Consider the following 19,801-nt stretch of genomic DNA (forward strand, 5'->3'; position numbering starts at 1 on the left):
TTGAGATTGGCAAAAAAAAGACTGATCCAAGTTTACATCCTTGGACCAGTCACCACGCTCATTCTTCTTCCAATTTTTCCGCTAAATACGCCCATCTTTCCATCAAATGGTCTAATTTATCCGTTAGTTCCTTTTCTTCTTCAAGAAGCAGGCGGACTTTTTCAAAATCGCTTCCCGCTGCTGACATTTCTGATGTTATGTCTTTCAAGCGCAGCTCGGCCCGCTCCATGTTCCCTTCTATCTCTTCCCATTCCTTACTTTCCGCATAGGTCAGTTTTTTCTTTTTCTTTTCGGTCCGGTTCATCTGTGGCTCTGTTGCTTTTACTGGCACAGCCTCTTCCGTCTTGTCTTCCAAGAACTCTGAATATGAGCCGTAATAAAAGTCAATGTCACCTTTATTCTTGAAAACAAGAAGCTGGTGGCACGTTTTATCCAAGAAATACCTATCATGTGAGACAGTAATGACTACACCTGAAAATGTTTCTAAATAATCCTCAAGAACGGTCAAGGTTTGCGTGTCCAAATCATTCGTCGGTTCATCCAAAAGCAGGACATTAGGTGCCGACATCAATATGTTAAGGAGATATAATCGCCTTTTCTCCCCACCGGACAGCTTACGAATTGGTGTCCCATGCGATCCCATTGGAAATAAGAACCTTTCAAGCATCTGCGCAGCCGATATGAAACTACCATCTTTAAGGGCGATTGAATCCGCCGTTTCCCGAATATACTCTATCATGCGCAAATTCTCATCCATATCGACGCTTTCTTGCGTATAGTACCCTATTTTCACGGTTTGCCCTTTTTCCAGGTTTCCTTCATCTATGGATTCCCTACCTGCCAGGATATTCAACAAGGTTGACTTTCCGCTGCCATTATTACCGACGATCCCAATTCGATCACCTGGTTTGAAGAGGAAGGAAAAATGGTTGATGATGGTTCGATCACCGAAGGATTTAGATACATCCTGCATCTCAAGTACTTTTTTCCCAAGACGGGCACCGCTTAATTCCATTTCCAGGTTCTCGGTTTTCTGCTTATCCTTTACACCTGATTCCAATGTTTCGAAGCGTTGGATCCTGGCCTTTTGTTTCGTTGTCCGGGCCTTTGCACCCTTACGGATCCAGGCCAGTTCTTTTTTGAATAGACTTTCCTTTTTCGTTCTTTCAGCCGATTCATTCTCTTCACGAATGGCCTTTGATTCTAAATAATCCGCATAGTTTCCTTTGTATTCGAAAAGCTGGGTCTGGGCGATTTCCCAAATCTTATTGGACACACGATCAAGGAAATATCGATCATGGGTTACAAATAAAACGGATTTTTGATATTTACCTAAATATTCTTCAAGCCAAGTAATGCTTTCAAAATCGAGATGGTTCGTAGGCTCATCCAAAATCAATAAATCAGGGGTCTCAATCAAGGTTTTTGCCAGGGCCGCACGTTTTTTTTGGCCGCCTGACAGTTCCCCCAGTCTCCTTGAATGATCAGGAAGTCCAAGCTTGGTCAGTATCGTTCTGGCATTGGCACTTGTATCCCAGGCGCCTAGCGTGTCCATATCCTGCTGCTGTTTTAACAAACGATCCTGTATTGCGCTATTCTGCGGGTCCACTTGAAGTTCAATGAGCGTCTTTTCATACTCTTTAATCAACGAAAATACAGGAGTTGAACTTTCATACATATATTCCATGATAGTCAATTTCTCATCAAAATGCGGATCTTGGGACAGATAGGAAATCGTATAATCATTCGGATGATCCTTCGTTCCTAAATCACTGTCTTCCAGCCCTGCGATGATATTCAATAATGTCGATTTACCGGTGCCGTTTATCCCAACGATCCCGATTTTTTCCCCTTCGGTAATGGAAAAAGAGACATCTTTAAAAAGCAGCTTTTCCCCTTGGGTTTTCATTACATGTTCCATGCTAAAAACTTTCATAATCGTACATCCCATTCCTTATTAAATTCCTCTAAAAATCCTACCATATATTCATGCCTTTCACTAGCAATCTTCTTGGCTGTACAAGTATTAAGCATGTCTTGCAAGCGCAATAATTTTTCATGAAAGTGATGAATGGAAGAGCTTTTTCCATTCCTGTATTCCTTCTTGGTCATGTTTTCCCTAATGGGCAATGAAGGATCATACATAAGCTGTCCCTTCTTTCCGCCAAATGCAAATGTCCTGGCTATGCCAATGGCACCAATTGCATCCAAGCGGTCCGCATCCTGAACAATTTCAGCCTCTATCGAAGGTAGCCTCATCTGCCCTGCACTAAATGAAATTGTATTGATGATCTGTTTGATGGCATCAACACTATCAATATCCAACTTTATTTCATCAAACCAAGCATCAAGCTTTTTCCAGCCCCCATCGGCTTCCTGGTTTAGTTTATCATCAGGGATATCATGAAGCAGAGCCGCCATTTCAATGATGAACTCATTTCCTACTCGTTCTTCTTTTGCAATATGTAAAGCCAGCTTACGAACACGATCGATATGGAACCAATCATGGCCGCTGGCATCAGAATTCAATTGGTCATATACATACTTCTCCGTTAACTCAATCATCGTTTGTTTCATTTCACCACTCCATGTCCTTTCTATTTTACCATGGTTCTCAATAATGGTGTGCTTTAATCTTCATTGAACCAACTGAGCCCAATCGTCTGTTCACCGGTATGCACCCCGATGGCGCTCCCCAGTGGGGATACATGGATCAACACATGAGGGAATTCTTCGGAAATCATCTTTTTCCATTTTTGTGCCTGCTCCGACACTCCACCATATAATATGGTGCATTCCTTTACTGTTCCCGCTTCGACTGATCTGCGAAAATCAGTGAAGATCTGTTTTTCCGCTTTTTTAATGTTCCGAGGTTTAGATTTAGTATGGAGCACACCATTTTCAATTGAAATGATGGGTTTAAAGCTCAATAGGCTTCCTAGAATATACTGTGCGTTTGTTAACCTGCCGCTCCGATGCAGCTGATCTAAAGAGCCTATCATTACATAGGTCTCATGGTTATCCGCATACATTCTCGTTTTGACGAATGCTTCATTGATGGAATCGCCATTTTCAATATAATGCATGAGCCGTTTCAAGATTAATAGCATTGGAAAGGAAATAAGTAAAGTATCAAAAACATCAACAGGGATCGTAACCATTTGTGCAGCTTGCCTGCTCGCAGAAACCGTCCCGCTCAATTCACTGGAAAGATGTACGGCTATGATTCGATCATAGCGTTTTTCAAGCTCCTTATATAATTCCTGGAATCGGCCGACCGAGGGCTGTGACGTGGTTGCCGTGATTTTTTCCTCACTCATCCGCCGGTATAATTCCTCAGGTAATAGGTCGACGCCATCTTCATATTCCTTCCCATCGATGATGACGACCATCGGAACGATGTATACATGTTCATTCAATGATAATTCTTCATCTAAAGTTCCCGTACTATCTGTTACCCATGCAATTCGTTCCATGGTTTCCCCCCTCATTTGTGTCTTCTATTATATTCAATATCCCAACCATCTGTCCCCTTTTAAAAACGGATGCATGCAATAAATATCTCACCTCAAGAAAAGAGCCCAACAGAAACTTTCCGTTGGACTCGATTTCATAGTTCATATTAATTTTTTTATATCTTCTTCCATTTCCAGAGGTTTTGTTTTAGGTGCAAACCGGCTGACGATATTTCCATTACGATCAATCAAGAACTTTGTAAAATTCCATTTTATCGATTTGGACCCCATCACCCCAGGAGCATTTTCAGTCAGATAGCTGAATAAGGGATGGGCTTCCTTGCCTTTGACATTCACTTTTGCAAACATCGGGAAGGTTACACCATGATTCAATTTGCAATATGAATCGATTTCCAGATCATCACCAGGCTCCTGATTCAAAAACTGATTACACGGAAAACCAAGCACGACTACCCCATCCTCTTTATATTGCACATACAGACTTTGCAAATCATCATACTGTGGCGAAAAACCGCATTTGCTTGCGGTATTCACTATAATCATCACTTTCCCTTTATATTCCTCAAGCGAGATGGTTTCGCCATTGATTTTATTGACTTCAAATTCGTAAATGGACATGAATGATCTCTCCCTTTAGTATGATGATTCATTTTACCGTATTTAAAGGTAGGTTTACCAACTTTAATCCTTTTCCTATCATCCAGGAATCTTCACTGCTTGAATGGATTGAATCAAATACTCTACCATGTCTTCCAAATCATCCATTTGCTCTTCTCTTACAAGCCTTCCAAATGAAATTTTATATATAGAAGAAGTAATGGGTTGCTTTTTTTTACTGACCGTTTCGCTGGTCGTCACTGATATGATTCTCTGATCTCCCCAGATTTTTTCCAGGTCACTCATAAATTGCTCAGCATTCACATCATCAAGCTTTTTAGGAAAAGAAATGAATATATTGACCGTGCAGCCTGAATGCGTATCATCAATAGCTGCATCGAGTAACTCCGAACTTAGGTTATGTAGGGAAGCGTGTAGCTCAATGGCACCGCTAATGGAAATGGGCGCGTTTGTTTTTTTCAATTCCATCTCGATCTTATATGATCTGGACATGGTTGAGAGATTCACTATATCATCACGGTTTATGACCAATATATCCCCAATGAAGTCACGATCGTAAACCGCTCCTTCCAATACCACTTTCATGTTTTCAAATGCTGTAGGATCAAACAATCTCCAAACACCTCTCCAACTTCATAGTTAATGTATTCCGATCTTCCCATTTTACCATTCCCAGGCCATTTCCTTCGGGATTTACAAGAAATTATTAAAATAGCTTTTCTATTCAATAATTTTCTATATAATTAAAATATTATGATTTTTGAAGAAGGAGGCTAATCATGCCAATCAGAATTCCGGAACAACTGCCAGCAAGGGAAATTTTAGAACAGGAAAATATCTTCGTAATGGATGAGCAAAGAGCTACCAATCAGGAAATCCGTCCATTGAATATATTAATTTTAAACCTAATGCCAGAAAAAGAAAAAACGGAGGCCCAGTTATTGCGCTTTCTTGGCAATACTCCCATTCAAGTAAATATATCATTCCTGCGCTTAAGCACACATGAATCAAAGAACACAAGTAAATTTCATTTAGATCAGTTTTATAAATCATTTAATGATATTCGCACAAAGAAATATGACGGCTTGATCATTACAGGCGCTCCAGTGGAAAAGCTGGAGTTTTCAGACGTTAATTATTGGGAAGAACTGCAGAGCATCATGAACTGGTCAAGTGAAAATGTCACTTCCACCCTACATATCTGTTGGGGGGCACAAGCTGCCCTGTACCATCATTATGGAATAGGCAAGTACGAACTTCCAGAGAAATGCTTCGGGGTATACACTCATGAGGTCCTTGAACCGAATGAAAATCTAGTCCGCGGATTCGATGATTATTTTATGGCCCCTCATTCACGCTATACGGATATTGATTATCAAAAATTAGTTAACCATCCTGAATTGAAGGTTCTCGCACAGTCCGATCAAGCTGGTGTATTGATGGCTGCTTCAGTTGATGGAAAAAGAATTATGGTTACCGGCCATTTCGAGTATGATGCCGATACCCTCGGTGAAGAATACAAGCGCGATAGGGAACGCGGGATCAATACGCAACTCCCAGAAAATTACTTTCCTGATAACGATCCGACCAGGATACCTCTTCACCGCTGGAAGAGCCATTGCAGCCTGATGTTCTCGAATTGGCTGAACTATTATGTCTACCAATCAACCCCTTATGAGTGGGATTGAAAGGGTAAGAAAAAAGAAGCTTTCACTTTGAAATGAATCGCTTTTTTATGGCAGACACATCCGATCATCATGGGAAACAACCTGAGTATCTGACTCAGGTTGTTTGTTTCATGATTCCTTATTACCGAAATATACCTCTTCAAAAGGTTGGACCACCACAAATCCTTGTCCTTCGAATTTCATTTGAACGGATTCGCCGCTTCCCCTTCCAAAAAACGACTTCAATGAAACATCCGTTACGAATTCAGGCTGCAATTCCCCTGACCATGCTACTGTGGCATTCGGGTCGGTATAAACCGGATTCCCAGGTTCCACAATTAAAGTAAGAGGCTCATAATGGGAAGTGAATGCGACCATGCCTCTCCCCTCGAGCCTTACGTTGAACAATCCGCCCGCCAATAACCCGGCAATGCGCCGCATCATTTTTATATCCCATGAAATCCCCGGCTCAAATGCGAGTAAATCATTTCCGTTAACACAGATCGATTCACCATTTAACTGTAAAATGGAAATCTTCTTCCCTTGATCCGCGACGTATAGCTTGCCGCTTCCGGTCGCTTTCATCAGGGATGCCCCCTCACCAGTTAAGGCTTTTTTAAAGAGTTTACCAAGACCATGCTCCAAGATGCCTTCCCGCTCGAATTTAACATGACCTCGATAAGAAACCATCGTCCCCATTTTTGCCCAGATCTGCTTTTCCAAATTAATCTCCAAGATTCGTTCCGTTTCAAGTTCGAATAATCCTTGCCCTTTATCCTGCTGCTTCGTCTTTTCAACGAATTGATCGATTTGATACTTCCCCATCACTGCCCCACCTCTTTTTGCAGGAGGAAAAGCCACATGAACGATACAGCTTGCTTTAATTCCTTTGAAAAATGTCCCAGCTTTGCATAGTCCACCCCTCTCTTTGCAACGCCGGTATCAGCCACTGCCTTCCATCCCGTTTCTAAAGCCATTTTTTCAAATTCCCACGGCTGCATGGTATTCATGATGACTTCATCTCCCAATAACCGGTGGAAGCTGAATTTTTTTCGCGGCTCAGCTGTTGGACCAAGTATTCCAAAACAGACATAACCTCCAGGCTTTATTACCCGTTGGATTTCCTTCATCACCGTTAATGGTTCGCCCGTATATTCCAAAGAATTAATGACCATTGCTGCATCCATTTCTTCATCTTTGAATGGAAGATTATAAAAATCTCCTTGCAGGAAAGAAAGTCCTGGTTGTTGAGCGGTTTTCCCCTTTGCAAATTCAATCATCACATTGGATAAATCAACTCCAGTTACTTCATATCCCGCTTCGGCCAATTTCAAGGAACCAACTCCATCTCCACAGCCTATGTCAGCCACCTTCAATCCCGAAGGCACATATTCAGAAAAGAAGGGAATGATGTTTTTCCGACTCCCCGTTTCCCACATTTCTTGCGAATTCTTCACCCACATAGGTGCAAAAACATCCCATTCCTTTTCCGACTCTTTATGCCATGTATGTATATTCATAAGAAATTCACCCTCCCATTTAACCCCTAATCAATAAGTTACTGAAAAACACAAAAACACTTCGTTTTCCCGAATCAAAATACCGGGGCCTCTTTATAGCTATTCTGTTCATAATTAAAAAATCCTCTTTTAAAACGTTACTCCCCTTTAGACCTTATTTGTAAAATGAACCATGCCCGGCTCAAGAAGACAGATGATATTAAAACATAAAAAAAACTGCCAGCGGCAGCTTATTTTGAATTTTCTTCATTTCTTTTTTGTATCTTTCGTAAATCCTCGACACGGTCTGGAGATTCTTCAAAGAATTCAACCAGGTCTCCAATCCTATCGATGGCATTCCAACTAAGGTGGTGTTCAATCCCCTCTACATCCTGATAAATATTTTCTTCCTTGACCCCAATCAACCTTAGCATCTGTTCTAAAAGTTCATGGCGGTATACGAGCCTTTTACCAACTTTTTTCCCATTTGCGGTTAAGACCAGACCCCGGTACTTTTCATATATCAAGTATTTTTCCTGATCAAGTTTTTGAACCATTTTTGTAACAGAAGATGGGTGGACGGAAAGATTTTCAGCAATATCGGAAACCCTTGCATATCCTTTTTCTTCAATAAGTAAATAAATTTGTTCTATGTAATCCTCCATGCTCGGTGTAGGCATTCGGAATCCTCCCATTCAAACGCATATCTAAAAATTTTACTATATATACGACCCCGAAACAAGAAGATATAAGTCTCGGGGCGCCTTTAATGAAGTCTTTCCTTAAGTTTGCTTGACGTTTTGTTCTGTTGGGAAAGTAAAACTGATCTTCTTTTCAGAGTCGGACCAAGATAAAATGGCATCAAAGGTCTTTTCCCCTTTCTTAAAACCGCTTATCAAATCCGTTTCACCGCTCGCCAACAGCTTTTTTATATTTGCTTGACTGATTTTCTTATTAAGGATTTTTTTGGAGATGGTGAAGTTACACTTTGTTTTTTGATAACTTACACATCCATAGAATTCCCCTTTATCGACAATCTTAGAACCGCATAGTTTACAGCTGCCCACAGATGCCGAGCTTCTTTTTTTAGAGCCGCTCCGTTGAATCGACTCGGTATCCAGCCCTTGAAAATCCCAGTTTTCCGATGATTCCACGGCATCACTGATGATTTTTGCTGACATCTTTTTAACAGCTTCCATAAAGCCTCCAGCTGAAGCCTTTCCTTCACCGATTTCCCTCAAACGCTGTTCCCATTTGGCTGTCATTTCAGGTGAAGCCAGGATTTTCTCCCCGATGGCAGTAATCAGCACTTTTCCTTTATCTGTCGCAAACACCTGGTTTTTTTTCACATTGATGTATTTACGGTCCTTGAGCATGGTAATGATGCCAGCCCGAGTTGCTTCGGTACCGAGACCCTCGGTTTTCATCAGTACTTTTTCTAACTCTTCATTATCCAGATGCTTTCCGGCTGTTTTCATCAAAGTGATCAGCTGACCTTCTGTATAGCGCTTAGGAGGTTGGGTTTTTCCTTCTTTCACCTTTATATTGGCTACCTTCCCGGAATCCCCTTTTGAAACGGACGGCAAAATGATATCATCATCATCCTTATCATTATTTTGGAAAATCACTTTGCGCCATCCCTCTTGAATCTGCTGCTTGCCTTTAGAAATGAATTCGGCCCGCTTATCGACGAGCGTTTTAATGGTGGTGTAATCGAAAATCGCTTTCTCATAATGAGCCGCAATCAACCGGCGAACAACCAAGTCATATATATTCCGTTCTTCGGCGGAAAGCCGCTTCGGGTCGGTTACCTGCTCCGTCGGAATAATGGCATAGTGATCAGTCACTTTTTTTTCATTTACAAACCGTTTATTATTCATGATGTTCGGTTGTGGCAAAGGAAACAGGGATTCATATTCTGAAAATCCGCTTAGTTTTTGCAAAATATCAGGAAATGTTTCGGCTTCCCCTTCCGTTACATAATTGGAATCTGAACGCGGATAAGAAACGATCCCTTTTTGATATAAACTTTGTACGATATCAAGCGTCTGTTTCGGTGAATATTTATAAATCTTGTTCACTGTCGCTTGCAATGATGATAGATTAAATAACAAAGGCGGCTGAAATTCTTTCCTTTCAGTATCCATTTCCGCTATTTCAGCTTCCTTACCCTTACAAAAGGCGGCAATTTTATCAGCCATTTCTTTTGTTTTGATTCTCGGATCATTATTCAGCTGCCATTTACCCTGATATTTCTTACCGTCCATCTTGAAGTCAGCGAACACTTCCCAGAACGGCTCAGACTTGAATTGCTCAATTTCCATTTCCCGCTTCACTATCAAAGCAAGAGTCGGTGTCTGAACCCTTCCAGCTGAAAACACATCCGAAACGCCCCTTTGTTTCAACAAAATACTATACGCTCTCGACGCATTCATTCCAACAACCCAGTCCGCGCAAGCTCTCGTATACGCTTCATAATAAAGCGGCCTGGTTTTTTCTTCGCTCTTCAAATTTTGAAATCCCTCATAAATCGCTTTCGGGGTCAAAGAGGATATCCATAAACGTTTCATCGGTTTATTGACATTGCATAGATTAACGATGTTGCGTACAATCAATTCTCCTTCACGCCCGGCATCACCTGCATGAATGATTTCATCGACTTCCGTTTTCCTAAGCAAAGTCTTCACAACATTGAATTGCTTTGCCTTTTGCCGGGTCACTTCATATTGAAATTTCTCAGGAATCATCGGCAACGTTTCCATCGACCATTTTTTCCATTTTGAATGATAGGTTTCCGGCGAAACAAGTTGACATAAATGTCCGACGGCCCAAGTTACATAAGCTCCATCGGGGAAAAGTTCATTCGGCATGATTTCTATATAGCCTTGCTGTTTTTTCGTTTTAAATTGAGCCGCTAGCGTTGAACCTTGATCTGGTTTCTCCGCAAGAATTAATACGTATCCCATTTATAGGACAATCTCCTTTACTCTATATTTGATAAGGTATAAGTCTTGTTCGACTTTATTAATAAGTCAAACAATATAATATCACGTCCTGAAATGCGAACATTATATGACGTTTTTTAATTTTACTTCTTTAAAAGGCTATAACTTCTAACGTTCTAATTCTACTATTTCTTCTAATTCCGCATAGTAATTTTTAATAGTCATTTCCATACAAGCTTTTCTATTTTCAGGTGTACGTTGTGATAGATGTTTTTTGTTGTAATATAATGTGAAGTCATGAATTGTTGCAAAAATATTTGAGTAATCTTGCATCAAATCATGTAAATCATTAGGTGCGAGTTTTGATTCTGTACTTGCCATGAAAAATTCTTCAATTTTAGAAAGTGCAGGCTCTATTTGCTCAACCAAACTTTGTTCAGAAATTATACTGTTCGTATATTCATTATAAAGACTAATTATTTCTTCAGCTGATTTTAACATTGTTCTAGAAATTTCTTTTACAGCTAACATTAGTTCTTCTTTGTTAGCTGTGTTTTCCTGATTAAGAGTTTTGACGCTTTCATAATAAGCATGCACATAAAAATGTGTGTCTTTTATCATAAACTTGTTTGAACTATCTACATTATACCACCAATCTTTGTTCTGATTATCATCACACCAAGTCGTATGGCATATGAAATTACCTCTTTTCATGTCACTTTCATCAAAGCCAAAATATATCCACACTATATTGGCTAATTTACCTTTCCATCTTTCAGAACTCCGTTGATTTTTATATACTTCAGCTGTTTTAATTTTATCCCTTATCCAAATGGAAAGTTTAGACATTCCTTCGAAGATTTTTCTATTCTTTTTGTAAACTTGTGATTCAGTCTGAGCAACATATAACTTTAGTAACGTCCGATTGTTTATGAAAGTTGGTTATCAAAGCAATGAAAGAATTTTTTATTAGTTTTTCTGGATTACTGGTTATTTATTTGATGCTCTTTTTTAGAAGCAAGATATTAGTAATCATAATCATCCTCTTCCACAGTTTCATTCTTGGGTTGAAACTTTACGACATTATCTTTTTTATCATCTATCATAAGAATACCTATCTCTATACGCTTACTAAAATCATCAATATAAGCAGCAGGGTTTCCGAAAGCCTCCGTTAAAGCATAGTTCACTATATCCGATTTGGTACTTCCTCTTTTCATTACCTTATCTAACTCTTTTTCCGATCCTATAGTTGTGTAGAATAACCCATCCAATAAAGCTTGTTGATTCTGGATTGTTTGTTCTAAGATTTGTATGCGCTCATCCTTTTTTTCAATTTGTTCTAATAAGCTTTGGAAATTATCTTGGAGTTTATTAATTTTATTTACGAGCCTGTCCAATAAATCATTATATGGGAGGAGGTACTTAACTAAAGACTCTTTATTTCCATAATGTTTTTCCACTACATCAAGAACGTCAAATACGTCTAATTCTTCTGTCTCTGACAATTTAATAGTTCTTTTCTTTACTATATTGTATTCGTCTACTAAATATTTTCCTTTTGTTTTCCACCATGTATACCCAGGATAAAAATCAGCGTTACCTTTATCGTATTGCGATTTTACAAAATCATAGATATCTTTGTATGTGATTTTAGATTTGATATTATGGTTTTCATCATATTCAACAATTAGTTTCCTCAATGCTGTCTCTTTTGCTATATCATCCAAAATACCTTTTGTACCAATTTTATTCATAATCTAAAACCCCTAACATAGACTTTAATTTTGCGATTCGTTTAATCTCTAATTGAATTTCTTTTGACGTTGAAGATAAGTCTTGTTTTGTATTATTGTTTACGTTTTCGGAGCTATCGAATTGTAGTTTAAATAAGGACTGTATGAACTGAATTTTCCCTCTAGTTTCTTCATATAGTAAATTCAAGTCAGAAGCTATGTGATTTCTTTTCTCCTCTAATTCTTGATTGGAGATGGACCAATGTTTACAAAAATAACAACCACGGTGTTTCCAATTGAAACTAGGACAGGGCATAGTCTCATCCATACAGGAGCCCAAATCCAATTTTAAATAGTTCTTTTGTTCATTTTCATGTGTATTATTGTTGATGTAATTCTTTTTGCTTTGATTCTCAAAAAAAGCTTGGACATTGGGGTGTGAAAATGACAATTCGTTTTCATAAAAAGTAGAGTTTGTCGGTTTATATTTACTGAATTCTTTCTCCATTTTTTGTATTTCAATATCCATCCAATTTTCCATATGATTGAAATAGCTATATTGAATATCTTCTGTGATATGCCCTGCTAACCGTTGAATCTCAACTTTGTCATAACCTTGCATCATCATATTAATAATTGCGATATGTCTTAAATCACCAAGGTTAATCATTGTATCTATACTTCCAATTGCTGAATCAGAGATAAAAGCTTCTTTTAATCTTGTAGAGTAATTTGTACGGTAATGCTTATTTATAGAAATAATATTGATTTTATACTTTTCGTGTATTATTTCTTTGAAAAAACTTGCTAGTGTACTGTTAAAATTGTGATAGTTAAACAAGGAGTCCTCATTGTATGTTTTTTTATCATAGCTAAAATAATGGCGATACACTTTATGTGAAATTAGATAATTCGATAGTCCATACTGTTCCGAGAGTATTAGATAGTTTTGAAAAAGGTCGTACAACTCTTTAGGAATAGGTAACGTGTCGTACTCAATGTTAGTTCGATGTGTTCCAATTCGATCGTACTTCATTCTTGGAAAGGTTATGGAATGATTCCCGTCCTTTAATGAAAAGCAATTTCTCTTAATGTGACAGAACTCTATTATTCTCATTGGAATAATAGATGTTAGATTCCACCATAAAACGAGTGGGAAATATTTGAGTAATTCTTCACTTTCATTGTTCATTGCTTCTTCGTGCCAACTGTCTAAACATTGTTTTATTGTTAAAATATCTTTAAAAGAAGGCAATTTCCTGTATGTTTTCTTTAATTTTATTTTAGTTTTTAACTCACTTAAATCAGTTATAAAACCGACAAATTCATCCCGGTTATAGAATTCTAAAAAATCAACAAGATCCATAATAAATTTATATATAACATTATTAGAAACTTTATGGGTTTTGTATTGATTCTTTGAACACCTACGAATGAGATTCGATTCCTGTATCATTTCTAGTAATTCACTATAATTTCTAAGGTTTTTTGTCGATAAAAAAGCAGAAACGAGATTTAAAAGTTTAGCTTTTGTAACCGTTATAGAATTTTCATTAAGTTTTTTGGCTATCCAACATTTCATCGCGATTAATAATTCCTCTTTATTTTCAGTTTTACTAAACCTTAAAGAGTCGGAAATTATCGTATAATCAAAAACCACGTCACTTCGTGTGAACTCCTCGTTAAAAATCCACTTATTATCTTCAAATTTCACACGGATCTTTTTCACTCTATTATCATCATAGGCTTCTAATAATTTCTTTGCCTCTTCTACATTCTTACTAATATCAAATCCAGCACCCTTTATATCCTCTGGATTAATACTAATGAAATCAAGTGTTAACGAACCTACATTTCTTTTTCGCGCCACATATATCACCCCCTTAGTATTCCTGATGTTCTAAATGCCTTTAATCCTTTTGTTGATAACTCAAGACCTAGGTTCTTTATTCGCTCTGTCTTCCCTTCTACAAATCTATCTACGACTTCTCTTCCGAACTTTCTTCTTGCTTGATTTACAATGTTATGCAGTAGAAAGAATTGATTTGCAAGTTTTTGTTTTTCTCCGAGAGTCGCACCACTAAACTCTTTCGAAATTTTTTCCATCATAAAAATATAATTATCCATAATATTTTCTAGGGCATAAACATTAATCATTGAAGCAGCACACGAATCACATGATGGTCTTTCGCCGTATTCATTCTCATACTTACATTCAGAATAGATACACTGGTAATACCTCTGTTTTGAAGGACGAGACCCCGTCATGGATTGGTAAAAAAGATTTCTAAGTCCTTCTAAGTCAAATTCTTCGAGATATTTTAATACATGATCTCTTTCTGTTGATATTCTATTGATTAAACCTGCGGTAGCTTCAATTTTAAAAACATCACCGAACTTCTTATTGACCTCTATCATTCTTTCTGTTTCGATATGTTTATTTGTTTCTGTACCAAAAAGAATATTTGTTAATGTTTGTGTCACAAATCCAAATTGATTTCTATCAAATATTTCATCTACAAGATTTTTTACCTGTTCGTCAGAAAGCTTAATATAGTGAGTAATAGTTGTTTGATCTTGTAAGTGACTTCGCGAGACTTGAGATTCTTTTAACCCATTCCCCATATGTCTAAGAACTGACCAGATTAGAGTGCTAAGTGTTCCATTCATCTTCCTATTTTCAAATTTAAAGCCATCAATAAAATCAATAAAAAATTCTTTATGGGGATTATATTTAACCACTAAATGACCCGGTAAATCTATCAATGTTGAACTGCTATCCAAAGTTGCTCTTCTACGAATTTCACAAATGCTTATTGCAGTTGCAAAAGCAATTTTAAGTGGTTCACTAATTGTAAAAATTCCTTCTGCACTAACATCTGTTTTGTTTATTTTTGTTACATATCTACCAATCTGATATATAATATTGTTCGCATCTTCTATAGAAGGATCATTTTTCTTTAACCACTCTAAGCTTTCAATTGAAGTGGTAGATAGATCAACCCTTGGAATTTGAGATAATATCGTACTGTGTCTCCAATTATTTGTTAATTGAACTAAGATATATAACCAACAACAGTCATAACGTTTATATTTTGTATAATCCTTTGTTTGAATTAGATTAGCAACATCTTGAATTGCCTTTTCTTTATGGAATGTTACACGATTGGTATGATTATATAACTCATGGTATTCCTCTAACGAATAAATATCGGTAGCTACTTCCTTAATCCTTTTAAAATTTCTTGGATCACATAATTCATCAATGTTATACGGTAATGGGAGTCCTTCTATAGAAAAGGTTTCCAGCATTTTTTTTAGGAATGTATAAAAATCCCTCTGATAACTTCTTCTAATATTGATACTTTCGTTTAGAAACCTTTTATTAATTTCACTTCCTGAATATGAATATATTTCTTGATTGAAAATGTTAAATATTAACTCCGTACATCTTGCAAATTGGTTAGCCTGAAATATAATCCTAGACTTATCAGACATTCTAGTATTAATAAGAAATTTTTCAACATACTGGTACCATAATAATTTTGTGTTCTGTTGGTTCGTAGTGAATTTAATATTTAACACTTGTTCTACCTTATAAATGAAATCATCAAAAGGCTCTTCAAGTAACCCAGAATTCATGTCCAAATAAAGCTTATAATCTTCCCACAAATTATCAATTTCATCTTTTTTATACAGTTTCATCTGAACACCAAAGTATGAAATCAACAGCAGTGGGGGATCAACCTTTGTTATTTTTCTTCGGACTTTATCTTCTGATCCTTTAATATAATGAGCAAAAGAGTCACTATATTTCTCTTGAATTTGCTTCGCTGAGTAATAATTTCTCTTATACTTTTTAATAAGTCTTTCTTGTTCGGTATGTAATTCGTGTATATGCTCTTTATCAAAAAGCTTTCTATCTCCATATTCATCTGAGACTACTAACAACTTTTCATTGATTAATCTTTGGGTAGTCGCAAAACTACAATTTAATTTCTTCATAACTTCTTCAAAGGATAAATAGCTATTACTTTTTTTGTATTTTTCAAAGGTATAGGTTCTCCACCCCCATCCCCCTTTACCTGCTACTTCCTTTATTATTTCATTTAGTTTTTTTGAAGTTTCTTGCGATACAAAGATATCTATATTACCACCGAGTATTATTTCAATTGGCTTTAGGTTGTTATAATATTTATAAATTGAGTGGTGGCTAACAAATTTTTTTAAATTATTAATGAGAGATTTCTTGGATATATAGTTGCTAAAAAAATGATCAATATCTTCTTTTAAATACAATTCTTTAACAAATTGATCATATTTTTCATCATAATATTTTCCCTCTAAATTAATCATTGTTATTTTAAATTCATTTGGTAACTCTAGAATGGATTTTTTTAATTTACTAATAAAATATTGATTATTTGAGTCTTTATTGAATTTCTCTTCAGCTATCCGATATATCGTCATATAGTCTTTGAAATCAAGTTCTAAGCCCTGCTCCATATTCTTGTACTTCCTTCCACATTCTATGATTAGTTGGCATGTTTAAATCAGCTACATTTGCTGATTGATCTGGAGAAAGTAAACTTAAAGCCTTGCGAATGTTATAAGTAGCAGTTATGATGTCAAAATAGGATTCCATAGATTGAGTAGACCTATCACCCCGTAATACTGCCGTCTGTTTTTCATTAAATCCAACGTCCAAACACATATTAGTAAATACTCCTCTACCAATATGTGAACGCCACTTCGTTTGTGAAAAGTCTAAATAATCCTGATATCTACCTTGTGTTCCTAGTAACATTCCTAAGTAAGTATTCTTTAATTTTAAAAATCTCTTATCATATGTATCTGCTGACATAGGATTTCCTTCCGTATCATAAAACAATGCATTGGGATGCTTAGTTTTTTTTATCTTTTTAAGTACCACTTCCAAATGATGTTTATATAGATAATTTAAAATTGGATCAATAAGACAGGATTGGTCTCTTGGACTTTTGACTTGCATTGTTGAAAGATCTACAAACCTATTAAATAAATCATTTTGACGATCCCTTACGAGTACAACTAATCCTTCCACTCCGTATTTTTGCCCATTTTGTGGCTTTAAAGCAGTTCTAGTCAAGTTTACTACTTCTCCTTTACGCAACCCTCCAAAAATTTGCAAAGCCACTCCAAATGCAATATCAGGCGTTTCATGCTTTGCAACGTACAGTATTTCACGAATATATTGCAAACGAATAAAAGTTCTATTTTCGTTGGAGTCATGATTTTGAGGGACTATATCTTTTCTTTTTATTCTTTCACGCAGAAGAGTTTCATCTGTCTTCTTATAAGTGAAATCAATTTTATATACTTTTCTAACTTCTTTTCCCTTTCTGACCGAGACTAACTTAAATTTTGGTTTATGCTTTAGTACTTTTTCATCCCATAAATAATTATAAAACTTAGATAAATAATTCTCTTTCATTTCTAAAGTCTTATTTTTATTTGATTTCTCATCTACACAATATTGTAAAAATGCATTTGCATGACTCTCTCGTAGATCTTCCAATCCTTTGATTTCTGTATATTCACTCAATTCAAGATTCACTTTATCCAATACAAAGTTTAAAAATGGTACAATAATTTGTGCTACGTTTAGCTCATAATTGATGGAACCAGAATTTCTATGGTATTTCTTATACAAAAAATGGCTAATGGGATGGGGGAATACTTCTTTAGTGGTCATGTTCTCTAGACCAATAATGATCGAGGGTGTGTTTACAATTTCCCCTCCTTGTTTCCTATAGTATCTTATCGCCTTCCATACATATCTATAGTTTCCAGTTTTCATTTAGTAACCTCCAAAACTCATACAAGAATTACTTTTCTTTTTTATAAACTTGTATGATTTAATTGATAAGTAACAAATATTCTTAAATTTTAAAATTCTTTATTTTAAATTATTACAATTAATAGCAATTTATTACAATATTATCTACTATTGTCTAACAGATTAATCGTCTCTTCAACCAATAAGTTATTACAAATGCGTTTAAAAATTTTAGTAAGTAAAAAAAATGGTTAGGCAAACAAATTTTAATTGTTTACCTAACCATTTTTATTTATTATATACTTCGAAAATCGCGCTAACTATTGAGTAAATTAGCCTTATTTCCTTTTCAGACTTCCCCACAAGTAGGGAATCAATTAGGGCGATTATTTCTTTTTTATTTTGATAATCTTCGGTTATTTTAATATTTGAAAATGTGAAAAGTTCCTGTGGTTCCACTTCTAAACCATCAATAATTCTCTCTAATGTTTGTAGAGTAATATTTCTATCTCCTCGTTCTATACCTGCTAAGAAAGATGTTTGCAAACCACACATTTCAGACAGTTCCTCTTGAGTTAAGTTCTTTTGTTTTCTAATAGTTTTTATATTTTTACCAATTAGTGTTATTAATGTGGACACTCAAATCACCTCTAAATTAAGAGTAGGTAATAAAAATGAGTGTTCACAGATACATATGATATAACTTCCATTGATTATTGTACTTATAAGTACTATATTTTTAATTATATCTATTCTAGGAGTTGGAAATTCTTGAACAATTTATTTCAAAATATCGCTATAGAAAATGTCTTACAATTTAAAATGAGAGGACGTGTCGCATACCAAGGTATTGTTACATCAAATAATGCAATAAAACTTTCTTTTTCAAAACCTTATAATGATCCTTCTGGAAAGGGGTATCAACGTCCTATAAACAAAAAAAGAACACAGGATTTTGCAAAATACTTATCAACGGGAGATGACTCACTATTCACACCAATATTATTAAATGCAGGTGGACACTGGGAATTTCAGTGTTATGATAAATCTCGACCTAATGTTGGTAGGTTAATTTGTAAAAAACAAGCTTCATTAATGGATGGACAACATAGATTAGGAGGAATTGAGCTATATACAAAAACAACAAATTCAATGTTAAATGTTCCTTTTCTTGCCTTCCATTGGTTAGATGAAGATGAGGAAATTAAATTTTTTGATATTATTAATACAAAAGCTAAAGGTATAGGTACTTCGTTAAGTAGATTTTTAAAAAGAGAAAGTGATAATCTTAGTTGGATTGCAACACAGCTAATTATTGACCCTAACAGCCCCTTGTATAATAAAGGAACGTTAATTGGCAAAAGAACTAAAGAAAAGCATATTACTTTACAAAATGTATATAACTTTCTTTTGTTATTAATCAAAAATACAAAGATAGCCGAATTACCTAAGGAAAAATACTTAATTTAACTCTTACTTATTTTAATTGTATAAAAGAGTTGTTACCTGTTGAATGGAGTGATTATAAGCAATATAGACTAACTCATATAGTCTGTTTAAATGCTTTTGCTATAGCCGGCAATAAAATTATTCCTTCAAATTATAATTTTGTTTCTAACCAGTTAAACATTAAAGAAATAAATAAAAGAATGAGCAGTATAAAGATATTTGATTGGTCTAGTGAAGGAACATTGAAATATCTAAAAGGTGCTAGTGGTTCTAAACTCTTAGCTGATGACATCATTGCATCTGTAGAAATATAATTCTTAAATCCCCCATTTTCAAATATTAAAATGGCCGAAAAATCAAATTGATTTTCGGCCATTCTTATTCCTTATTATTTGGAGGGAACTTTCCAGCTCAGTTCATGTATGTATTGTGTTAAAGCATCTGTTAAAAAAAGCATCCACTGTAGCTTTGAAATAAAGATTGTTCAAAAGGTCCTCCTGAACCCTCATATTCGTAAATAAATACAATCCATTTTGAAAAGAGATTGATCAATAAGGGTTCATTTCTAGTGATTTAGTATACAATTTTTATAA

Annotated in this window: 18 protein-coding genes; 2 read left to right on the forward strand and 16 right to left on the reverse strand. The window is 35.8% G+C overall.

Annotated features, from left to right (window positions below; genetic code table 11):
• Positions 1-58: 58 nt before the first annotated feature.
• The 5 genes from ACJ9PY_RS15245 to ACJ9PY_RS15265 all read right to left on the reverse strand — a co-directional run bounded on the left by ACJ9PY_RS15245 (position 59) and on the right by ACJ9PY_RS15265 (position 4,706).
• Positions 59-1,936, reverse strand: a complete 1,878-nt coding sequence (locus tag ACJ9PY_RS15245) for an ABC-F family ATP-binding cassette domain-containing protein (RefSeq protein ID WP_411738483.1) — start codon at positions 1,934-1,936, stop codon at positions 59-61.
• Positions 1,933-2,577, reverse strand: a complete 645-nt coding sequence (locus ACJ9PY_RS15250) for an HD domain-containing protein (protein ID WP_145504780.1) — start codon at positions 2,575-2,577, stop codon at positions 1,933-1,935. The genes ACJ9PY_RS15245 and ACJ9PY_RS15250 overlap by 4 nt, the downstream gene beginning before the upstream one ends.
• Positions 2,578-2,630: 53 nt before the next feature.
• Positions 2,631-3,476 (reverse strand): DegV family protein, encoded by an 846-nt coding sequence (locus ACJ9PY_RS15255; protein ID WP_145504779.1) that lies wholly within the window; start codon positions 3,474-3,476, stop codon positions 2,631-2,633.
• A 141-nt stretch (positions 3,477-3,617) separates the two neighbouring features.
• Positions 3,618-4,094 carry a glutathione peroxidase gene (locus ACJ9PY_RS15260; RefSeq protein ID WP_034307586.1) on the reverse strand — a complete coding sequence of 159 codons (477 nt, stop codon included), beginning with the start codon at positions 4,092-4,094 and terminating at the stop codon, positions 3,618-3,620.
• A 78-nt stretch (positions 4,095-4,172) separates the two neighbouring features.
• Positions 4,173-4,706, reverse strand: a complete 534-nt coding sequence (locus tag ACJ9PY_RS15265) for a hypothetical protein (protein WP_098185915.1) — start codon at positions 4,704-4,706, stop codon at positions 4,173-4,175.
• A 167-nt stretch (positions 4,707-4,873) separates the two neighbouring features.
• Between ACJ9PY_RS15265 and metA the strand changes: the two genes are divergently transcribed.
• On the forward strand, positions 4,874-5,782 hold the full coding sequence (gene metA / locus ACJ9PY_RS15270) for a homoserine O-acetyltransferase MetA (RefSeq protein WP_057277307.1): 909 nt from the start codon (positions 4,874-4,876) through the stop codon (positions 5,780-5,782).
• A gap of 108 nt (positions 5,783-5,890) precedes the next feature.
• Here the strand turns inward: metA and ACJ9PY_RS15275 are convergent, their stop codons facing one another.
• The 10 genes from ACJ9PY_RS15275 to ACJ9PY_RS15320 all read right to left on the reverse strand — a co-directional run bounded on the left by ACJ9PY_RS15275 (position 5,891) and on the right by ACJ9PY_RS15320 (position 18,398).
• On the reverse strand, positions 5,891-6,586 hold the full coding sequence (locus ACJ9PY_RS15275) for an AIM24 family protein (RefSeq protein WP_411738484.1): 696 nt from the start codon (positions 6,584-6,586) through the stop codon (positions 5,891-5,893).
• Positions 6,586-7,281 carry a class I SAM-dependent methyltransferase gene (locus tag ACJ9PY_RS15280; protein WP_063575858.1) on the reverse strand — a complete coding sequence of 232 codons (696 nt, stop codon included), beginning with the start codon at positions 7,279-7,281 and terminating at the stop codon, positions 6,586-6,588. Before ACJ9PY_RS15280 ends, ACJ9PY_RS15275 begins: the two co-directional genes overlap by 1 nt.
• A 230-nt stretch (positions 7,282-7,511) precedes the next feature.
• A complete protein-coding gene (gene mntR / locus ACJ9PY_RS15285; RefSeq protein ID WP_048687667.1) occupies positions 7,512-7,940 on the reverse strand; it encodes a transcriptional regulator MntR in 429 nt (142 codons plus the stop codon).
• 102 nt (positions 7,941-8,042) lie between these two features.
• A complete protein-coding gene (locus ACJ9PY_RS15290; protein WP_411738485.1) occupies positions 8,043-10,226 on the reverse strand; it encodes a DNA topoisomerase III in 2,184 nt (727 codons plus the stop codon).
• Between the two features lie 147 nt (positions 10,227-10,373).
• On the reverse strand, positions 10,374-11,054 hold the full coding sequence (locus ACJ9PY_RS15295) for a hypothetical protein (protein ID WP_411738486.1): 681 nt from the start codon (positions 11,052-11,054) through the stop codon (positions 10,374-10,376).
• A gap of 176 nt (positions 11,055-11,230) precedes the next feature.
• Entirely contained in the window at positions 11,231-11,962 is a 732-nt protein-coding gene (locus ACJ9PY_RS15300; protein ID WP_411738487.1) for a hypothetical protein, read from the reverse strand.
• The gene (locus tag ACJ9PY_RS15305; protein ID WP_411738488.1) at positions 11,955-13,811 is read right to left on the reverse strand and encodes a hypothetical protein; all 1,857 of its coding nucleotides are present in this window, start codon (positions 13,809-13,811) and stop codon (positions 11,955-11,957) included. Before ACJ9PY_RS15305 ends, ACJ9PY_RS15300 begins: the two co-directional genes overlap by 8 nt.
• A 5-nt stretch (positions 13,812-13,816) precedes the next feature.
• Positions 13,817-16,447, reverse strand: coding sequence for a DNA-binding protein (locus ACJ9PY_RS15310; protein WP_411738489.1), 2,631 nt, complete (start codon positions 16,445-16,447; stop codon positions 13,817-13,819).
• Positions 16,425-17,780 carry a hypothetical protein gene (locus tag ACJ9PY_RS15315; RefSeq protein ID WP_411738490.1) on the reverse strand — a complete coding sequence of 452 codons (1,356 nt, stop codon included), beginning with the start codon at positions 17,778-17,780 and terminating at the stop codon, positions 16,425-16,427. Before ACJ9PY_RS15315 ends, ACJ9PY_RS15310 begins: the two co-directional genes overlap by 23 nt.
• 267 nt (positions 17,781-18,047) lie before the next feature.
• Positions 18,048-18,398: a helix-turn-helix domain-containing protein gene (locus ACJ9PY_RS15320; protein ID WP_411738491.1), complete on the reverse strand. Its 351-nt coding sequence runs from the start codon at positions 18,396-18,398 to the stop codon at positions 18,048-18,050.
• A 132-nt stretch (positions 18,399-18,530) separates the two neighbouring features.
• On the opposite strand from ACJ9PY_RS15320, the gene ACJ9PY_RS15325 reads away from it, so the two are divergent.
• The gene (locus ACJ9PY_RS15325; RefSeq protein WP_411738492.1) at positions 18,531-19,229 is read left to right on the forward strand and encodes a DGQHR domain-containing protein; all 699 of its coding nucleotides are present in this window, start codon (positions 18,531-18,533) and stop codon (positions 19,227-19,229) included.
• A gap of 130 nt (positions 19,230-19,359) precedes the next feature.
• Here ACJ9PY_RS15325 and ACJ9PY_RS15330 read toward each other — a convergent pair whose 3' ends face one another.
• On the reverse strand, positions 19,360-19,584 hold the full coding sequence (locus tag ACJ9PY_RS15330; protein ID WP_411738493.1) for a hypothetical protein: 225 nt from the start codon (positions 19,582-19,584) through the stop codon (positions 19,360-19,362).
• Between the last annotated feature and the right edge of the window lie 217 nt (positions 19,585-19,801).

This window comes from Peribacillus sp. S4 (assembly GCF_046715815.1).
Taxonomy (GTDB): domain Bacteria; phylum Bacillota; class Bacilli; order Bacillales; family DSM-1321; genus Peribacillus; species Peribacillus frigoritolerans.